The organism is Agromyces sp. NPDC057865, from assembly GCF_042796995.1.
Classification (GTDB): domain Bacteria; phylum Actinomycetota; class Actinomycetes; order Actinomycetales; family Microbacteriaceae; genus Agromyces.
This window is the reverse complement of sequence record NZ_JBHVMJ010000003.1, coordinates 149,984-167,033: the sequence shown is the minus strand read 5'-3', so window position 1 is coordinate 167,033 and position 17,050 is coordinate 149,984. Positions and strand designations below refer to the sequence as shown.

The following is a 17,050-nucleotide window of genomic DNA, read 5'->3' as shown; positions in this document are numbered from 1 at the left end:
CGTGAAAGTGGGACGATCGTCCCACTTCGCCCACACTAGCCGTCGGCGTCGCCGGTCGTCGAGGAGCGCCGCCGGAGGCGACGCGTATCGAGACGCTGCGAGGGTCTCGATACGCGTCCGGCTGCGCCGGGCGCTCCTCGACCACCGGTGGTCCGGCTGCGCCGGGCGTTCCTCGACCACCAGATGCGTCCTTCCGCGCCGACGGGCCCCGGCGTACGCTGGAACGACCGGAGGGAGCAACGATGCACGCAGCGGTCGGCGAACGCCTCGTCATCCACGGCAAGCAGGTCGGCCAGTCCGATCGCCACGGCGAGATCCTGGAGGTCCGCGGCGCGGACGGCGGTCCGCCCTACATGGTCCGCTTCGACGACGGGCACGAGACGCTGCTCTACCCCGGCGCGGACTGCGAGCTCGAGCACGAGCACCAGGCGCACGGCTGATCTTCCCGCTCGTCGAGTAGCGCCGCCGCAGGCGACGCGTATTGAGACGCACACGAACGATCTTCGAGACGCGTCCGACTGCGTCGGGCGTTCCTCGATCACCGGCTACCGTTGAGCCCATGTTCCACTCCTACGCCGCGATCGGCGACAGCTTCACCGAGGGGGTCGGCGACGAGCTCCCCGACGGCAGCGTGCGCGGATGGGCCGACTTCGTCGCCATGGGGCTAGCGATCGCCGCGCGCGAGCCGATCGGCTACGCCAACCTGGCGATCCGGGGCCGCAAGCTCGGCCCGATCGTCGACGAGCAGCTCGAGGCGGCCATCGCGCTGCACCCCGAGGTCATCAGCTTCAACGGCGGCGGCAACGACATGCTGCGACCGCGCATGCCCGAGGAGCGCGTCGCCGACCGCTTCCGCCAGGCGGTGCACCGGATCCGCGAGGAGGGCATCCACGTGCTCATGCTGAGCGGCGCGAATCCCACCGACCACCTGCCGATGGGCCGCGTGTTCGATTCGCGCGGCGTGCGGCTCACGGCGGCGCTCGGCGACCTCGCCGAGCTCGACGGCGTGACGTTCGTCGACAACTTCAACGACCGCGGGCTCCGCGACATCCGCTACTGGTCGCCCGACAAGCTGCACCTCAACTCGCTCGGGCACGCCCGCGTCGCGAGCAATGTCCTCACGGCCATCGGCGTCGCGACGCCCGAGGAGTGGGGCGTCGCCGAGGTCGCCGCCGCGCCGGCCGGCCCGCGAAGCCGCAACACGGCGGCGTACTATCGCGAGTTCGTCCTCCCGTGGATCGGGCGTCGCCTCACGGGGCGGTCGTCGGGCGACGGGCGCACGGCGAAGCGGCCCACGCTCGCGCCCTTGACGCCGGATGCCGCGCACTGACGTGCGCTGACACGCACTCGAACGACGAGCGCCCGCGGCATCCGCTCGCTCAGGCGGGGCCGAGCACGTCGGCGACGAACGCGCGCGTGCGGCGGGCGAGGCCGTCGATGCGCTCGATCTCGCGCACGCTCGGCATCACCTCGGACGGCGCCGGCGGACGGCCGAGCCGCACGGTCTCCTGGCAGGCCAGGTCGCTGCACATGTAGGTGCCGATCGTGTCGCCCCGCTCCCCCGCGGCGCCGGCCTTGCGCGCGGAGAACAGCTCCACCTGGTCGCCGGGCTGCGCCGTGTGGCAGAGGTTGCAGATCGCGGCGCGGTGGCGCGAGCCGTTCGGGCCGGCGGCACGCAGCACGACGCCGACCGGCTCGCCGTCGAGCTCCGTGACGAGGTAGCCGCGGCCGGTGATCCGCGGATCGCGCCACGCGAACGCGTCGAGGTGCGCCCATTCGGTGAGGGGGAAGTCGTGCGGCAGCGACAGCTGCGCGAGTTCCGTGTCGCTGGCGTTGCCGAACGTCTCACGGATCTCGCTCTCGATCAGCGGCTGCATGCATCCCCTCCCGTGCGCCCCTCCCAGTGTACGAACCCCGCGCGGAAGCGGTCAGGGCTCCACCGTCCACTCGATGTCGGTGGAGTCGGGGCCCCAGGTCACCACGACCTCGTCGCCCGGGCCGACCCGACGCGGCCGCGCGCCGTCGCGGATGTCGTCGGCGGCGATGCGGCGGGTGAGCCCGTTCGCCTGGAACTCGTCCAGCGTCGCGCACGACCGCTCCCAGTCGAAGAAGTACAGCCGCCGCGACAGCATGCACACGCCCTCGCCCGCGCGGAACACCCAGAACTCGTACCCGAACGCCCGCCCGAGCGAGCGCAGGGTGGCCGCCTCGTCGGGCTGGAGTCGAGCTCCGGTGGCGACCTGGTCGACGACGTCGAGGTCGTCGGGCAGCAGCTCGTGCTCGAACACGCCGAGCCCGCGCGGCGGCGAGAGCGCGTCGCGCGCCGGGCCGACGAGCGCGATGGCGGTCGCGATGACGAGGACCGCCACGATCGCCGCGACGACGGCCTGGGTGCGGGTGGGCCGCCAGCGCGGCGGGGGCTCCTCGACGACGGGCGACGCGGTGGCCGTCGTGGTGCGGACCTCCCTGGACTCCGATGCGTCCTCGTCCGCGGCGTCCGCGGCGAACGCATCGGCGGCATCCCGACCGGCGGCGCCGGTCGTTCGAGTCGTGTCGGGCCGACGCCGCGCAGCGGTCGACGGGGTCGGAACGGATGCCGCGGGTTCCGGCGGCGCCGCGGCGCGCGCCCGTGCGGTGAGCTCGGCCTCGATCTCGGCGAGCTCCACCGCGGCGTCGCTCTCGGCTCCGCCGCGCGTGCCGTACACGATCCGCCGAAGCTCGTCGCGTCGGCGCTCAAGCGGATCCTCGTGCTCGATTCCCATGTCGTGTCCCGGCCTCCCCGCCGGGGGCGGCGCCCGTGCGCCGCAGGTCAGCGTTCGGGCGGCGTCACCCCCGCGGCATCCGTCGCCGGCTCGGCGGCGACCTCGACCGGCCTCGACCGCCCCTCGCCGCCGCGGCCGTCGCCGCCGCGACCGCGGATGAGGAAGCCGAAGCCGAGCGCCACGAAGAACATGAGCACGCCGTAGACCGCGGCCGGCAGGCTCATCTCCACGCTGCCGATCACGGTCTGCGCGATCACGATCGCCAGCGTGGCGTTGTGGATGCCGATCTCGAACGAGCTCGCGATCGACTGCGGGCGGTCGACCCGCAGCATCCGCGGCACGACGAAGCCGATGGTGAGGCTCAGCACGCAGAACAGCACCGTGATGCCCGCGAGCCCGCCGAAGTTCTCGAGCAGCAGGTCGAGGTTCGACACGATCGCCCCGGCGATGACGACGACGAGGATCACGATCGACGCGATGCGCACCGGCCGGTCCATGCGGTCGGCGAACCGAGGCCTCCACCAGCGGACGAGCATGCCGAGCACCACCGGGCCGAGCACGATCGCGAAGACCTCGATCGCCTTCGCGGGCTGGAGCCCGAGCGCCTCGTCGCCCGGCAGGAAGTAGGCGATCGCGAGGTTCGTGATGAGCGGCAGCGTGACGACGGCGATCACCGAGTTGAGCGCGGTGAGCGAGATGTTGAGCGCGACGTCGCCGCGGAACAGGTGGCTGTAGAGGTTGGCGGTCGTGCCGCCCGGCGACGCGGCGAGCAGCAGCATGCCCACCGCGAGCACGGGCGGCAGCTGGAACCACAGCACGAGGCCGAAGCAGAGCGCGGGCAGCACGAGCAGCTGGCAGAGCAGCGCGACGATGACCGCCTTCGGATGCCGGCCCACGCGCGCGAAGTCGCGCGGCGTCAGGGCGAGGCCCAGGCCGAACATGATGATGCCGAGGGCGACGGGCAATCCGATGGTGGTCAACGCTGATCCCATGCGGACAGTGTCGCTCATGCCGGGGCCGTGAGGGAATGGGCCCGTTCAGGGGTCAGCGCTCAGTCGAACGCGAGTCGCGGGCGGTCGTCGACCGCCGGACACCATCCGGCGGGCGTGCGCTCGTAGGCGTGCGCGGGTCCGTCGGCGACGAGGCGTGCGAGCGCGTCGAGGAACCGGTCGACGTCGTCGGCCGAGGAGCCGGCGCCGAGGCTGGCGCGCAGGCCGTTCGAGCGACGGGCGACCCGGTCGAAGAACGGGTGCGCACAGAAGCGGCCCGCGCGCACCGAGATGCCGTGCTCCGCCGCGAGCGCTGCGGCGACGAGCCCCACCGAGCCGTCCACGACCTCGATGGTCGCGATGCCGAGGCGATCGTCGGCGTCGGCGAAGCCGCGGATGACCCGGATGCCGCGCTGCCGGTCGAGGCCCTCGTGCAGGCGGGCCGTGAGCGCCTCCTCGTGGGCGCCCCGGGCGTCGTCGCCGAGCCGGTCGAGCTCGTCGAGCGCGCGGGCGATGGCGGCGATGCCGAGGACGTTCGGCGTGCCCGCCTCGTGCCGCTCGGGCCCGCGCTTCCACTCGGTCGCGTCGAGCCGCACGGACTCGACCGCGCCCCCTCCCGCGAGGTGGGCGGGTGCCGCGTCGAGCCAGTCGGCGCGTCCCACGAGCGCGCCCGAGCCGTAGGGGGCGTACGCCTTGTGCCCCGAGAAGGCGAGGTAGTCGATACCGGATGCCGCGAGGTCGACCCTGCGGTGCGGCAGCAACTGGGCGGCGTCGACTGCGAGTCGTGCGCCGTGCGCGTGCGCGAGGGCGGCGATCGCTTCGACGGGCAGCACCTCACCCGTCACGTTGGAGGCGCCGGTGACCGACACGAGCGACGTGGGACGGGCCGCGAGCTCCGCGGCGAGCGCCTCGAGCGTCCCGGCGATCGTCGCGCGGCCGACCACGACCCGGCGCTCGCGCCAGGGCAGCAGGTTGGCGTGGTGCTCGATGTCGAGCACCACGGTCTCGCCGGGCACCGCGCTCGCGAGCAGGTTGAGCGCGTCGGTCGTGTTGCGCGTGAAGACGACGAGGTCGTCGTCGCGTGCGCCGACATGTCGCGCGACGGTGACGCGGGCGTCCTCGACGAGGGCGGTCGAGGCCTGCGACGGGTAGCCGCTGCCGCGGTGCACGCTCGCGTAGTACGGCAGCACGCGCGCGACGTGCGCGGCGACCGCGTCGAATGCGGGCGCGGACGCCGCGACGTCGAGGTTCACGTGTCGCACCGTGCGTCCGCCGAGCACGGGCACCTCGAGTCCGGCGTCGGCCAGCGCGGCGAGCGGGCCGACCGCGGCATCCGTCGGCCCGGCGGGCGCAGCCGTGTGCGCAGGCGTGCGCACTTCGGTCGCGATCACGGAGGGCTCCTCGGGGTGGGTTGGCGTCGAACGTACGGCCGGCGGCGGCGGCCCGCAACGGTCGGCGTCGCACGGTGTCATGCCGCGCAACATCCGGTAACGGAGCCGCCGCCGAGGTCATCGAGGAGCCACCGGTCGTCGAGTAGCGCCCGGCGCAGCCGGACGCCCACCGGTCGTCGAGAAGCGCCCGGCGCAGCCGGACGCGTATCGAGACGCGGCGACCGATCTCGATACGGGTCGCGCTCCGCGCGGCCCTACTCGATCACCGACCCCCGCCCACCGGTCGTCGAGTAGCGCCCGGCGGAGCCGGACGCCCACCGGTCGTCGAGAAGCGCCCGGTGCAGCCGGACGCGTATCGAGACGCGGCGACCGATCTCGATACGGGTCGCGCTCCGCGCGGCCCTACTCGATCACCGAGCCCCGACCTCGTCGGCCCGCGGCTCCTCGGGCTCGCCGAGCGACAGCATCAGCCGGTTCGCCCAGTTGAAGAACGCCGCCGAGTGGATCACGTCGGACACGGCCTGCTCGTCGAGCCCGGCCGTCCGCAGCGCGTCGAGGTGCTCGGGCGCGAGCCGCGAGGGCGTGGCCGCGAGCGCCACCGCCGCGTCGATGACGGCGCGCCAGACGGCGTCCTGCTCGGCGTCGACCCCGAGGTCGAGCAGCCGCTGCACGTCGTCGTGGCGCTTCGAGTGGTGCGTCGCGAACCGCGCGTGCACCGAGGCGCAGAAGATGCAGCCGTTGAAGCGGCTCGTCGCCGCGGCGGCGAGTTCGCGCTCAGCGCGCCCGAGTCCGTCGGCGGCGTTGTAGAAGATGTCCTTGTCGGTGAGCGTGCGCGCCCGCAGGATGTCGGGGTCGCGCACGAGCAGCCGGAAGTAGTCGCTCTTCGCGCGCGGGCGGTCGACGAGTCCGGCGTACTGGCGCTCGGTGAGCGTCGCCTCGTCGGCGGGCTCGAGCCAGGGCAGCCAGCCGAGCTCGTCCTGCGTGAAGGCGAGGGGTACGGCGCCGTCCTGAGCTCGTCGAAGGGATGCCCCGGGGTGCTCGAGGATGCGCACGGGCGCGTCGCCCGCGGCATCCGTCGTCGTGGTCGTGGCGGCGTCGGTCGTGGTCGTGCTCGTGTCGGTCATGCGGCGTCCTTCGTGGTGAGCAGGCGGAGCCCGGCCGCGACCCGCAGCTGGAACGCGAGGAACGAGACGAGCTGGGAGAGGGTGACGATGCCGTCGGTCGACCAGCCGGCGTCGGCGAGGGTCGCGAGGGCGACAGCCGACGACTCCCGCGGGCGGAAGACGAGCAGGTGGGCGTGCTCGAGCGCCGCCGAGACGCGCTCGCCGAGCGCGGCGCGTTCCGGTTCGTCGAGCTCGAGGCGGAGGCCGGTCACGCTCTCGACGGCGAGCGGACCTTCCGCCGGGTACTCGCCGTACGGGCCCTCAGTGCGGGATGCCGCCGCGGCGTCCGCGACGGCGTCCGCGAGCGCGTCCCCGCCGGCGGAGCGGGTGAGCGCGCCGTAGTGGGCGGCGGCCACCTCGTCGTCGTGCAGGATCGCGACGAACTGCGCGACGGCCGCGCGCTCGGCGAGGCTCGCGTGCGCCTCGTCGATGTCGGTGAACAGGGCGTCGTAGCTCGCCTGGGCGTTGTCGCGCGTGACGGGACGGTGGCGGCGCAGGGCGTCGACACTCCCGCCGGGTCGCACGCCGGCGAGCCGGTCGATGATGTCGGTCATGGGGGTTCCTTTCTGTCGGTTCGTGGAGGTGGGTTTCGAGACGCGTCCGGCTCCGCCGGGCGCTCCCCAACCCACGGGGTGCTTCGCCGGGCGCTCAGCCAGCGGATGCCGCGGCGAGCGCCCGGGTCCCCCAGCCGAGCGCGGGGGCGACCTCGGTCGCGATGAGCTCGATCGACCGCAGCACGAGCTCGTGCGGCGGATCGACGGAGTGCACCTGGAACGCCACCTCGGTCGCCTCCGCGGCGGCGGAGTCGCGAGCGAGCGACTCGATCACCTCGACGGGGGTGCCGACGTGCGTGTCGTAGGTCGCGATGAGCTCGTCGAGGGTGTCGCCGATCGGCGGCTGTCCGGCCCGGGCGAATCCGACGGCGGCGCGGCGGAGTCCGAGCTCGGCCCAGTGACGGGCCTCCTCGCGGGAGTCCGCGACGAACAGGGTGCGGGACGCGAGGATGCGCGGCGGCACGTCCGTCGGCAGTGCCTCCCGGTAGGCGTCGATGATGGGCAGCTGCAGCTCGGAGAGCGTGCGGCGCGGAGCATCCCCGGGCCTCGGCTGCGTGCGCGAGAGGAGGAGCCCGTGCCCGGCGCGCCCGGCTCGGGTGCCGCCGAACGACGAGAACGTCGCCTGCCAGACCCGGCCGAGCAGGTCACGGCCCGGCGGCTGCAGGTGGTTGGCAGGGTCCCCGAGCTCGCCGCCGGCGAGCGCGGCGACGAGCGCGTCGACCTTCTCGCCGAACACGCGCCCGCGGTCCTCGGAGCGCTCGCCGAACGCGAGGAACGACGCGGGCGTGGAGCCCGAGCCGAGCCCGAGCTCGACGCGTCCGCCCGAGAGCAGGTCGAGCACGACCGCGTCCTCGGCGACCCGCACCGGGTCCTCGAGCGGCAGCGTCACGACACCCGTGCCGAGCCGGATGCGGCTCGTCTGCGCCGCCGCGTGCGCGAGGAACACGAACGGCGACGGCAGTCCGCCCTCGGCCGCGTGGAAGTGGTGCTGCGCCACCCACGCCGAGTCGAAGCCGTGCCGCTCGGCGTGCACGATCTGCTCCGTCGCGATGCGGTAGCGCTCGGCCGCCGTGGCGTCGTCGAGGAGCCGGGTGAAGAATCCGATGCGCGTCATGCCGTGACCTTCCGTCGGGGAACCGCGTCGAGCAGCTCCCGGGTGTACTCGTGCTGGGGCGACCGGAACACCTGCTCGGTCGGCCCCGACTCCACCACGCGGCCGCGACGCATCACCGACACCGAGTGGCTGATGCGGGCGACGACCGCGAGGTCGTGGGAGATGAAGAGGTAGCTGAGCCCGAGCTCGCCCTGCAGCTGCTCGAGCAGCTCGAGGATGCGGGCCTGCACCGTGACGTCGAGCGCCGAGACCGCCTCGTCGAGCACGACCAGGTCGGGTTCGAGCGCGAGCGCCCGGGCGATCGCGACCCGCTGCCGTTGGCCGCCCGAGAGCTCGCGCGGGCGGTGCCCGGCCAGGTGCGACGGCAGGGCGACCCGGTCGATGAGCCGTCGCGCAGTCTCGGCCCGCGAGCGCCGGTCGCCGATCCCGAAGTTGCGCAGCGGCTCGGCCACGAGGTCGGCCACGGTGTGCCGCGGGTCCAGCGACGCGAACGGGTTCTGGTAGACGAGCTGCACACGGCGGCGGAACTCGCGCCGAGCGGCCCCGGTCAGCGCCGTGACGTCGGTGTCGCCCAGCCGCACCGTCCCGGCATCCGGCGACACGAATCGTGTGACGATGCGCGCCGTGGTCGTCTTGCCCGACCCCGACTCGCCCACGATCGCGTGCGTCGTGCCGCGCACCACGTTGAACGACACGTCGTCGACGGCGCGGAACGGCTCGGCCCCGCGCTTCGTCGCGTAGGCCTTCACGAGCCCGGATGCCTCGAGCACGAACGGGTTCTCGGCCGCCGCCACGCTCGCGTCGCGCAGGTAGACGGGCGGGCGCGGACGACGGAACTCGGGCTCCTCGAGGCCGAGCGCGTCGGCGAGCAGACGGCGCGTGTACGCCTCGCGGGGCTCGTCGAGGAGCGCGCCGGTCGCGCCCTGCTCGACAATCCGGCCGTGCTGCATGACGACCACGCGCTCGGCACGCTCGGCGGCGACGCCGAGGTCATGGGTCACGAGCAGCACCGCGGTGCCGTGCTCGCGGCGCAGCTCGTCGATGAGGTCCAGGATGCGGCGCTGCACCGTCACGTCGAGCGCGCTCGTCGGCTCGTCGGCGATCACGAGCTCGGGCTCGAGTGCGACGGCCGAGGCGATGAGCACGCGCTGGCGCATGCCGCCCGAGAGCTCGTGCGGGTACTGCCGCGCTCGCAGCGCCGGATCGTCGATGCCGACCCGGTCGAGCAGCTCGAGCACGCGGCGACGAACGTCGCGCCGCTCGCCGCGACGGTGGATGCGGAACGCCTCTCCGAGCTGCACGCCGATCGGGCGCACGGGATTCAGCGACGAGACCGGATCCTGCGGGATGTACCCGATGCGCACGCCGCGCACCGCCTGCAGGCGGCGGTCGCTCCAGCCCGAGATGTCGGTCCCCGAGAGCCGGATGCCGCCGCCCTCGACGGTCCCGCCTGCGGGGAGCAGCCCGAGCACCGCGCTCGCGGTCGTGGTCTTGCCCGACCCCGACTCGCCGACGAGCGCGACGACCTCGCCGCGGGCGACGTCGAACGACACGTCGTGGACGACTCGGCTCGGCCCGGCCGACGTGCGGTACGCGACGTCGAGGTGCTCGAGCTCCAGGAGCGCGGTCATCGGTTCCTCCCGAGGGCGTGGCTGATGCGGTTGGCGGCGAGCACGACGAGCACCACGACGAGGCCTGGCAGCACGGTGAGCCACCACGAGGTCGCGACGTAGTTGCGTCCCTCGGCGATGAGGAGGCCCCACTCGGGCGTGGGCGGCGGGGCGCCGTAGCCGAGGAAGCCGAGCGTCGAGATGGCGAGGATCGCCGTGCCGAACTGCAGCGCGGCGAGTGCGATGACCGCCGTGAGCGAGTTCGGCAGCACGTGCCGGAACAGCACCGTCGGCAGCCGCGCGCCCGAGCCGAACGCGGCCTCGACGAAGTCGGCCTGGCGCACGCGCACGACCTCCGATCGGGAGAGCCGCGCGAAGGCGGCGATCGAGCCGATGCCGACCGCGATGGCGGCGTTCACGGTGCCGAAGCCGAGCAGGATGATGATGCTCAGCGACAGCAGCAGCGCCGGGATCGCGAGGAGCACGTCGACGACGCGTCCGATCACGGCGTCGACCGCGCCGCCGAGCGACCCGGCGAGCACGCCGAGCAGCGTGCCTCCGACGAGGCCGACCGTCACCGCGACGAACGCTCCCGAGAGCGAGTGCACCGCGCCGTACACGACTCGCGCGTACAGGTCGCGGCCGATCGCGTCGGTGCCGAACGGATGCGCCGCGCTCGGCGCCTGCAGCTTCTCGGCCGGCACGCCGGCGAGCGGGTCGGCGCCCGTGAACAGCCAGGGCACGACCGCCCACGCGATCGCGAGCACGATGACGGCCCACGCGAGCACCAGGTCGGGGCGGATGCCGCGGATCGCTCGTCGAGTAGCGCCCGCCGAAGGCGGACGCGTATCGAGACGCTCCGAGCCAGCGCTGGGGGCCGCGTCTCGATACGCGTCGCCGCTCCGCGACGGCGCTACTCGACGACCGAGGGCGATCGGCTCCTCGACCAGGGGGGTCTCCACCGGCGCGCTCATGCCGCCACCGCCTTCCGCTTCAGCCGGGGATCGAGCACCGGATACACGACGTCGACCACGAGGTTCACCGCCACGAACACGAGCGCGGCGAGGACGACCACCGCCTGGAGCACGGCGACGTCCTGGTTGCGCACGGCCTCCTCGGTGAGGCGGCCGATGCCGGCGCGTCCGAACACGGTCTCGGTCACCACGGCGCCGCCGATGAGCTCGCCGATGAGCACGCCGGCGATCGTGATCGTCGGCAGCACCGCGTTGCGCGCGACATCCCGCCACAGCACCCAGCGCGGGCTCGCGCCCTTGGCGCGCACGACGGCGACGAACGGCGAGAGCTGCACGTCGTCGATCGAGCGCACGAGCACCTGCGCGAGCGGAGCGGAGATCGGGATCGCCAGCGTGAGCACGGGGAGGATGAGCCCCTGCACCGGGTCGGCGCCGATCACGGGCACGAGCCGGAGCTGGAACGAGAACACCTGGATGAGCACGATGCCGAGCCAGAACACCGGCACCGAAACGAACAGACCAGGCAGGCTGCGCAGGAACGAACGCAGCCACGCGAACGGCGCGAGCGTCGAGAGCACCGCGAGCCCCACGGCGATCACGACCGCGACGAGGAACCCGAACCCGGCGAGCGCGATCGTGCCCGGCAGGGCCGCGCCGATGAGGTCGTGCACCGCGGTGCCGTACTGCACGGAGTAGCCGAAGTCGCCGACGACGAACCCCGACAGCGTGTGCAGGAACTGCTCGATCACCGTGTTGTCGGCGCCGTACGAGGCCCTGATGTCGGCGATCTGCTCGGGGCTCAGGCCCAGCTCGGGGCTCTCGAACTTGATGAGGATCGCGTCGCCGGGCAGCGCCTGCAGCAGCACGAACGTCGCCGTGAACGCGACGGCGAGCACGATGAGCGCCTGGCCGGTGCGGCGGGCGAGGTACGCCATGGGGGGTGCTCCTTCCTTGTGCGGAGGTCCGGTGGTCGAGTAGCGCCCGGCGGAGCCGGACGCGAGCGTCCGGTGGTCGAGTAGCGCCCGGCGGAGCCGGACGCGTATCGAGACCCGTGGTGGATCTCGATACGCGTCGCCTGCGGCGGCGCTACTCGATCAGCGGTTGGGACGCGTCGCCTGCGGCGGCGCTACTCGATCAGCGGAAGTGCCTACTGCTGCTTCTCGACCCAGGTGTCGTAGAACAGCGGCCGCGCGACCGACTCCGTGCGGAACCCGTGCACGTACGACGCTGCGCCGTAGACCTGCGGCTCCTCGAAGAGCGGGATCACGTACGCCTGCTCGGTGAGGTAGTCCTGCACGGCGGCCGAGGCCTCGTCGCGCTTCGCGGGGTCGGGCTCGGAGGCCACGGCCTCGAGCAGGCGGTCGAGCTCGGCGTCGTCCGAGAGCAGCGTGTTGCGGTTCTTCGTGTGGTACTGGCTCTTGATCACGTCGTTGTCGGCGCGTCCGACCATCGAGTGGTACAGCGGGGTCTTCAGCGGGTCGAGGATGTCCTCGGCGTAGCTGCCCGAGTCGGCGGCCTTCACGTTGAGCTCGACGCCGATCTCCTTGAGCTGCTGCGCCACGAGCTCGAGCGTCTGCTTCGAAAGCGGCTGCGGCTTCGCCTCGTAGACGGTGAGCGACAGGCGCTGCCCGTCCTTCTCGCGGATGCCGTCGGCGCCCTCGGTCCAGCCGGCCTCGTCGAGGAGCTCGGCCGACAGCTCGGGGTCGTACTCGAGCCCCTCGGACTCATCGACGTAGCCTTTCGCGGTGGCGGCGAGCTCCGAGGTGGCGACCGGGTAGTTCTCGGTGAAGATCGTGTCGACGACCTCCTGCGCGTCGACCCCGTGCACGAGCGCCTGGCGCACCCGGAGGTCGCTGAGCAGCGGGTTCGTGAACCGCAGGCCGAGCGAGTTGTTCACGCCACGGGTCGGCGCGGCGATCACCTCGAAGCCGGCGCCCTCGACCTGCGCCTCGTCGAACGCCTGCACGTAGCGGATGACGTCGGCCTGGCCCGCGAGCAGCGACCCGATGCGGACGCTGTCCTCGGGCGTCACGACGACGTCGATCGCGTCCAGGTAGGCACGACCCTGGTGTTCGAACGACGGGGGCGCCCAGTCGTAGTCCTCGCGCGCCTCGAGGTGGAGCGTGGTGCCGATCTCCTCCTCGGTCGCGACGAACGCGCCGCTGCCGACGATCGCCGCGGCGTTGCCCGCGCCCCAGTCCTCGAGCTTGCGGTCGAGGGTGGCCGGCGAGACGAGCCCCGAGTTGATCGTCGAGGTCGCCTGCAGGAAGCCGGGCGCCGGCGCCGAGAACCGGAACGTGACGGTGTCGGCGTCGACGACCTCGCTCGAGGCGTAGTTGTTGATCGCCTCCGAGATGGTGAGGCCCAGGTCCTTGTTCCCCAGGCCGTAGGTGTCGAAGTTCTTCGCGACGGCGGCGGCGTCGAGCGGGGTGCCGTCGGAGAAGGTCACGTCGTCGCGCAGGTCGAACGTGTACTCCGTGGCATCCGCGTTGACCGTCCACTCGGTGGCGACCCAGGGCTCGATCTCGAGCGAGTCGGGGTCCTGCCACGTGAGGCGGGCGGTGAGGTTGTTGACGAGTCCGCCGTTCGGGTAGAAGCCGGCCTGCGGCGGGTAGAGCGTGGTGTAAGCCTGGTGCTCGAGGTAGGTGAGCGTGCCGCCCTCGACGGGGTCGCCGGCTGCGGCATCCGTCGACTGGGCCTGGCCGGCGCACGAGGCGAGCAGGGCCGCCGCGGCGAGCGCGGCCGTGCTCGCGAGGGCGAGGCGGGTGATGCGTGGCGTGGACATCTCGGTGATCTTTTCCTTCGGTCGGGAACGGTGCGGGGATGGCCCCGGGTGGGGGTTGGTCGTCGAAGCTACGGATGCCGCGCGGTGCGCTCAACCGCCCGATGACCCGCGCCGTCACGGCCGGTCACGGGCTGCAACCGCACGTCACCGTGGGCAACATGCACGTTGTCGGGACGGGGCAGTCCGAGGTGCTCGCGCAGCGTCGAGCCCTCGTACTCGGTCGGGAACACGCCGCGTCGCTGCAGCTCGGGCACGACCCCGAGCGCGAATGCCTCGAACTGCGCGGGCTGCACGGCGGACAGCACGTTGAACCCGTCGACGGCGCCGGCCTCGGCCCACGTCTGGAACTCCTCGGCGATCTCGGCGGCCGTGCCGACGACCATCGACGCGTTGACGGATGCCGCGACGACGAGGTGCCGCAGGGTCGGCGGCCGCTCCCCCGAGGGGCTGCGCCCCGTGCGCTCGGCGACGATCTCGACGAGCTCCTGTCCGGCGGCGCTGAACTGCGCGACGAGCGCCGGCGTCACCGCCCGGTCGGGCGAGAGCCCCGACACGTCGACGCCGAGGAGCACCGAGAGCTGCGCGAGCGAGCGGTTCGCGGGGAACGCCTCGGGCGGCCCGTCGGGCCAGTCCTCGGCGATCTGCAGCAGCTCGCTGAGCTCGTCGGCGATGGCCTGCGCATGCTCGCGCGTCTCGCCGACGATCGGCAGCACGGGTGCGATGACCTTGAGCGTGCGGTCGTCGCGCCCGGACTCGAACGCGAGGGCGCGAAGTTCCTCGCGGATGGCGATGCCGTGCTCGAGCCCCGAGACCGCGACGAGCGCGAGGTCGGCGTTCTGCGCGGCGAACAGGCGGGAGCGCGGCGACGTGCCGGCGTGCACGATCGGGAGGTGCCCCTGCACCGGACGGGCGACGTTGAGCGGCCCGGTCACGCTGAGGTGCGCACCGTGGAAGTCGGTGGCGTGCAGGCGCGACGGATCGAGGTACACGCCCGACGCGGCATCCGCCACGATCGCACCGTCCTCGAACGAGTCCCACAGCCGGCGCAGCACGAACTCGAACTCGACGGCGCGGTCGTAGCGCGTGTCGTTGGCCTGGTGGTGGTCGCGCCCGTGGTTGCCGGCGGCGCGCGGCTCGGCGCCGGTGACGAGGTTGAGGCCGGCACGTCCGCCCGAGAGCAGGTCGATCGACGCCGTGGCGCGCGCCAGCGTGTAGGGGTCGGCGTACGTCGTGTTGGCGGTGGCGATGAGCCCGATGCGGCTCGTCACGCCGGCCAGGTACGTGACCGCCGAGATCGGGTCGATTCGCGCCACGAGGTAGGGGTCGCGGAACTCCAGGTCGTGCCCGGTCGCGAGCCAGTCGCCGAAGAACAGGTAGTCGAGCCGCGCCGCCTCGGCGACCTCGGCCGCGCGTCGCAGCACCGCGGCGTCGCCGCGCGGGTCGCGGTGCGCACCTGGGTAGCGCCAGCCCGAGGGGTACGCGCCGATCGCGCGGACCATCGCGCCGATGATGAGTCGAGTCATGTGAGGACCTCCGATGGCCGACGCTAGGGAGGGTCGACGGATGCCGCGAGGGCACCCGTCACACGACGGAACCGGGTGCCACACGCCGACACCCTGCGTCACCGGGCGTCACCGCACCCGTGGCGGACGCCGTCACGAAACGACGCACATCCGGTGATCGAGTAGCGCCGCGCGCAGCGCGACGCGTATCGAGATCCGCCCGCACCGCGTCTCAATACGCCGTCCGGCTCCGCCGGGCGCCACTCGACGACCGCCTTGTCAAGCCGTCGCCGCCGGCGGCCCGCTCGATAGGATGGAGGTTCTCCCCCGCACGATTCCGTGCGATCAGCCGACCCCTGGAGGCCACCCGTCCGTGACGAGTCCCGACCGCGATCGATCCGCCGACCACCTCGACCACCCGGGCAGCTCGTTCGCGCGACGCGAGCCGACCTCGCCGCAGGTCCGGCTGGCGGATGCCTCGGAGCTCGTGCTCGTGGCCTCGTCGCCGCGCATCGCGCGATTCGACCGCGACGACCTGGTGCTGCGCAAGGGCCAGTACGCACTGCGCAACGGGCACACGACGCCCAGGCAGTCGATGGTCGAGGACCTGCGCGCGGTCGGTGACGCGCTCGACGCCGCCGGCATCGGCTACCTGCTCGTGCGCGGCAACGACGAGCGGCTCGTGATCGCGGTCGACCGGGCCGACCGGAAGGCGGTCGCGCGTGCGTTCGCCGAGGCATTCGCGAACGAGCCGTTCTACGCCGCGACCATCGCCCCCGAACGCATCGCCGACGCCGACCCCGTGCTGCTCGCCGACGGGAAGCTCTCGGCGCACCGCAAGGCGAGCATCCTGCGCCTGTACCGGCCGCGCGTGGAGCCCGTCGGCCGCCTGCGCTACGGCCGCGAGACCGCCGTGCAGCTCGAGCTCTGGCGCTTCGGCGAGGACACCATCGAGGCGCCCGTCGAGAACGCGCTCATGCGCCGCACCATGCCCCGCTCGGAGGCGGTCGACGACACCGTGCACCTGCACGGGCGCGACTGGCCGACGCTCGAGCACATGTTCGCGCCGCTCGCGAGCGACGTGGACTTCGACATCGACATGGTCTTCTCATGGGTCGACGGCTCGAGCGACGAGTTCATCCGCGAGCGGGCGAAGCGCATGCAGAGCTACGTGGTCGGCGAGGGCGACGACTCCGAGGCGCGCTACCGCCAGATCGACGAGCTCAAGTACGCGCTGCGGTCGGTGCACCTGTTCGCCCCGTGGGTGCGACGCATCTTCATCGCGACCGACTCCCCCGCCCCGAGCTGGCTGGCGCGGCATCCGAAGGTCACCATCGTGCGCAGCGAGGAGATGTTCGGCGACACGTCGGTGCTGCCGACGCACAACTCGCACGCGGTCGAGAGCCAGCTGCACCGCATCGATGGGCTGGCCGAGCACTTCCTGTACTCGAACGACGACATGTTCTTCGGCCGCCCGGTGTCGCCCGACCTGTTCTTCTCGCCCGGCGGCATCACGAAGTTCGTCGAGGCCACCACGCGCATCGGGCTCGGCGAGACGGACCCGACGCGCAGCGGCTTCGAGAACGCCGCGCGCGTGAACCGGGCGCTGCTGCGCGAGCGGTTCGGCAAGGTCACGACCCGGCACCTCGAGCACTGCGCAGCGCCGCTGCGTCGCAGCGTCATGGCCGACCTCGAGGCGACGTTCCCCGAGGACTTCCGGCGCACGGCCGCGAGCCGGTTCCGCGCGGCGACCGACATCTCGGTCACGAACTCGCTGTACCACTACTTCGCGCTGCTCACCGGCCGCGCCGTCGTGCAGACGGACGCGCGTGTGAAGTACGTCGAGACGACGCTGAAGCGCGCGCTGCCCGCGATGCGGCGACTCCTGAAGCGCCGCGACATGGACATGTTCTGCCTCAACGACGGCAGCTTCCCCGAGATCTCGGTCGAGGAGCGCACGTCGGCGGTCATCGACTTCCTCGACCGCTACTTCCCGTTCCCGGCGCCGTGGGAGAAGGCGGCGGATGCCGCGGTGCCGGAGCTCACGGCGTAGGACCTCCGGTGATCGAGTAGCGCCGCCGCACGCAGGAAGCCCCGGTGATCGAGTAGCGCCGCCGCAGGCGACGCGTATCGAGATCCTGCACGGGGGCGTCTCGATACGCGTCCGGCTCCGCCGGGCGCTACTCGACGACCGGGAGCGTCCGGC

At 72.8% G+C, this 17,050-nt stretch carries 15 protein-coding genes; 3 read left to right on the top strand and 12 right to left on the bottom strand.

Annotated elements, in window-relative coordinates; all coding sequences use genetic code 11:
• Nucleotides 1–242: 242 nt before the first annotated feature.
• The gene (locus ACFVN5_RS13690; RefSeq protein ID WP_376955791.1) at nucleotides 243–440 is read left to right on the top strand and encodes a DUF1918 domain-containing protein; all 198 of its coding nucleotides are present in this window, start codon (nucleotides 243–245) and stop codon (nucleotides 438–440) included.
• Nucleotides 441–559: 119 nt separating this feature from the next.
• Nucleotides 560–1,330, top strand: a complete 771-nt coding sequence (locus ACFVN5_RS13685) for an SGNH/GDSL hydrolase family protein (RefSeq protein WP_376955790.1) — start codon at nucleotides 560–562, stop codon at nucleotides 1,328–1,330.
• 49 nt (nucleotides 1,331–1,379) lie between these two features.
• Here the strand turns inward: ACFVN5_RS13685 and ACFVN5_RS13680 are convergent, their stop codons facing one another.
• From ACFVN5_RS13680 to ACFVN5_RS13625, 12 genes are all read right to left on the bottom strand, one after another.
• Complete coding sequence (locus ACFVN5_RS13680) at nucleotides 1,380–1,877, bottom strand: FBP domain-containing protein (RefSeq protein ID WP_376955789.1); 498 nt, start codon at nucleotides 1,875–1,877, stop codon at nucleotides 1,380–1,382.
• Between the two features lie 51 nt (nucleotides 1,878–1,928).
• Nucleotides 1,929–2,762: a hypothetical protein gene (locus ACFVN5_RS13675; RefSeq protein WP_376955788.1), complete on the bottom strand. Its 834-nt coding sequence runs from the start codon at nucleotides 2,760–2,762 to the stop codon at nucleotides 1,929–1,931.
• Between the two features lie 47 nt (nucleotides 2,763–2,809).
• Nucleotides 2,810–3,754 carry a bile acid:sodium symporter family protein gene (locus ACFVN5_RS13670; protein WP_376955787.1) on the bottom strand — a complete coding sequence of 315 codons (945 nt, stop codon included), beginning with the start codon at nucleotides 3,752–3,754 and terminating at the stop codon, nucleotides 2,810–2,812.
• A 59-nt stretch (nucleotides 3,755–3,813) separates the two neighbouring features.
• Nucleotides 3,814–5,142, bottom strand: coding sequence for an aminotransferase class V-fold PLP-dependent enzyme (locus ACFVN5_RS13665; protein ID WP_376955786.1), 1,329 nt, complete (start codon nucleotides 5,140–5,142; stop codon nucleotides 3,814–3,816).
• 410 nt (nucleotides 5,143–5,552) lie between these two features.
• Complete coding sequence (locus tag ACFVN5_RS13660) at nucleotides 5,553–6,266, bottom strand: alkylhydroperoxidase domain protein (protein ID WP_376955785.1); 714 nt, start codon at nucleotides 6,264–6,266, stop codon at nucleotides 5,553–5,555.
• Nucleotides 6,263–6,859 (bottom strand): CMD domain protein, encoded by a 597-nt coding sequence (locus ACFVN5_RS13655; protein ID WP_376955784.1) that lies wholly within the window; start codon nucleotides 6,857–6,859, stop codon nucleotides 6,263–6,265. The genes ACFVN5_RS13660 and ACFVN5_RS13655 overlap by 4 nt, the downstream gene beginning before the upstream one ends.
• A 94-nt stretch (nucleotides 6,860–6,953) precedes the next feature.
• Nucleotides 6,954–7,973 carry a putative FMN-dependent luciferase-like monooxygenase gene (locus tag ACFVN5_RS13650; RefSeq protein WP_376955783.1) on the bottom strand — a complete coding sequence of 340 codons (1,020 nt, stop codon included), beginning with the start codon at nucleotides 7,971–7,973 and terminating at the stop codon, nucleotides 6,954–6,956.
• Complete coding sequence (locus ACFVN5_RS13645; RefSeq protein WP_376955782.1) at nucleotides 7,970–9,604, bottom strand: dipeptide ABC transporter ATP-binding protein; 1,635 nt, start codon at nucleotides 9,602–9,604, stop codon at nucleotides 7,970–7,972. The genes ACFVN5_RS13650 and ACFVN5_RS13645 overlap by 4 nt, the downstream gene beginning before the upstream one ends.
• Nucleotides 9,601–10,557, bottom strand: coding sequence for an ABC transporter permease (locus tag ACFVN5_RS13640; RefSeq protein ID WP_376955781.1), 957 nt, complete (start codon nucleotides 10,555–10,557; stop codon nucleotides 9,601–9,603). Before ACFVN5_RS13640 ends, ACFVN5_RS13645 begins: the two co-directional genes overlap by 4 nt.
• On the bottom strand, nucleotides 10,554–11,492 hold the full coding sequence (locus tag ACFVN5_RS13635) for an ABC transporter permease (RefSeq protein WP_376955780.1): 939 nt from the start codon (nucleotides 11,490–11,492) through the stop codon (nucleotides 10,554–10,556). The genes ACFVN5_RS13640 and ACFVN5_RS13635 overlap by 4 nt, the downstream gene beginning before the upstream one ends.
• 212 nt (nucleotides 11,493–11,704) lie before the next feature.
• Entirely contained in the window at nucleotides 11,705–13,342 is a 1,638-nt protein-coding gene (locus ACFVN5_RS13630; RefSeq protein ID WP_376955779.1) for a TIGR04028 family ABC transporter substrate-binding protein, read from the bottom strand.
• Nucleotides 13,343–13,410: 68 nt separating this feature from the next.
• Nucleotides 13,411–14,865 carry an NtaA/DmoA family FMN-dependent monooxygenase gene (locus ACFVN5_RS13625; RefSeq protein ID WP_376955778.1) on the bottom strand — a complete coding sequence of 485 codons (1,455 nt, stop codon included), beginning with the start codon at nucleotides 14,863–14,865 and terminating at the stop codon, nucleotides 13,411–13,413.
• A gap of 466 nt (nucleotides 14,866–15,331) precedes the next feature.
• Between ACFVN5_RS13625 and ACFVN5_RS13620 the strand changes: the two genes are divergently transcribed.
• The gene (locus ACFVN5_RS13620; RefSeq protein ID WP_376956806.1) at nucleotides 15,332–16,897 is read left to right on the top strand and encodes a stealth family protein; all 1,566 of its coding nucleotides are present in this window, start codon (nucleotides 15,332–15,334) and stop codon (nucleotides 16,895–16,897) included.
• Nucleotides 16,898–17,050 lie beyond the last annotated feature (153 nt).

Bases quoted from the DNA above. Each gene is read 5' to 3' on its own strand.
- ACFVN5_RS13690 (WP_376955791.1), top strand. From the start codon at position 243: ATGCACGCAGCGGTCGGCGAACGCCTCGTCATCCACGGCAAGCAGGTC.
- ACFVN5_RS13685 (WP_376955790.1), top strand. From the start codon at position 560: ATGTTCCACTCCTACGCCGCGATCGGCGACAGCTTCACCGAGGGGGTC.
- ACFVN5_RS13680 (WP_376955789.1), bottom strand. From the start codon at position 1,877: ATGCAGCCGCTGATCGAGAGCGAGATCCGTGAGACGTTCGGCAACGCC.
- ACFVN5_RS13675 (WP_376955788.1), bottom strand. From the start codon at position 2,762: ATGGGAATCGAGCACGAGGATCCGCTTGAGCGCCGACGCGACGAGCTT.
- ACFVN5_RS13670 (WP_376955787.1), bottom strand. From the start codon at position 3,754: ATGGGATCAGCGTTGACCACCATCGGATTGCCCGTCGCCCTCGGCATC.
- ACFVN5_RS13660 (WP_376955785.1), bottom strand. From the start codon at position 6,266: ATGACCGACACGAGCACGACCACGACCGACGCCGCCACGACCACGACG.
- ACFVN5_RS13655 (WP_376955784.1), bottom strand. From the start codon at position 6,859: ATGACCGACATCATCGACCGGCTCGCCGGCGTGCGACCCGGCGGGAGT.
- ACFVN5_RS13650 (WP_376955783.1), bottom strand. From the start codon at position 7,973: ATGACGCGCATCGGATTCTTCACCCGGCTCCTCGACGACGCCACGGCG.
- ACFVN5_RS13645 (WP_376955782.1), bottom strand. From the start codon at position 9,604: ATGACCGCGCTCCTGGAGCTCGAGCACCTCGACGTCGCGTACCGCACG.
- ACFVN5_RS13640 (WP_376955781.1), bottom strand. From the start codon at position 10,557: ATGAGCGCGCCGGTGGAGACCCCCCTGGTCGAGGAGCCGATCGCCCTC.
- ACFVN5_RS13635 (WP_376955780.1), bottom strand. From the start codon at position 11,492: ATGGCGTACCTCGCCCGCCGCACCGGCCAGGCGCTCATCGTGCTCGCC.
- ACFVN5_RS13630 (WP_376955779.1), bottom strand. From the start codon at position 13,342: ATGTCCACGCCACGCATCACCCGCCTCGCCCTCGCGAGCACGGCCGCG.
- ACFVN5_RS13625 (WP_376955778.1), bottom strand. From the start codon at position 14,865: ATGACTCGACTCATCATCGGCGCGATGGTCCGCGCGATCGGCGCGTAC.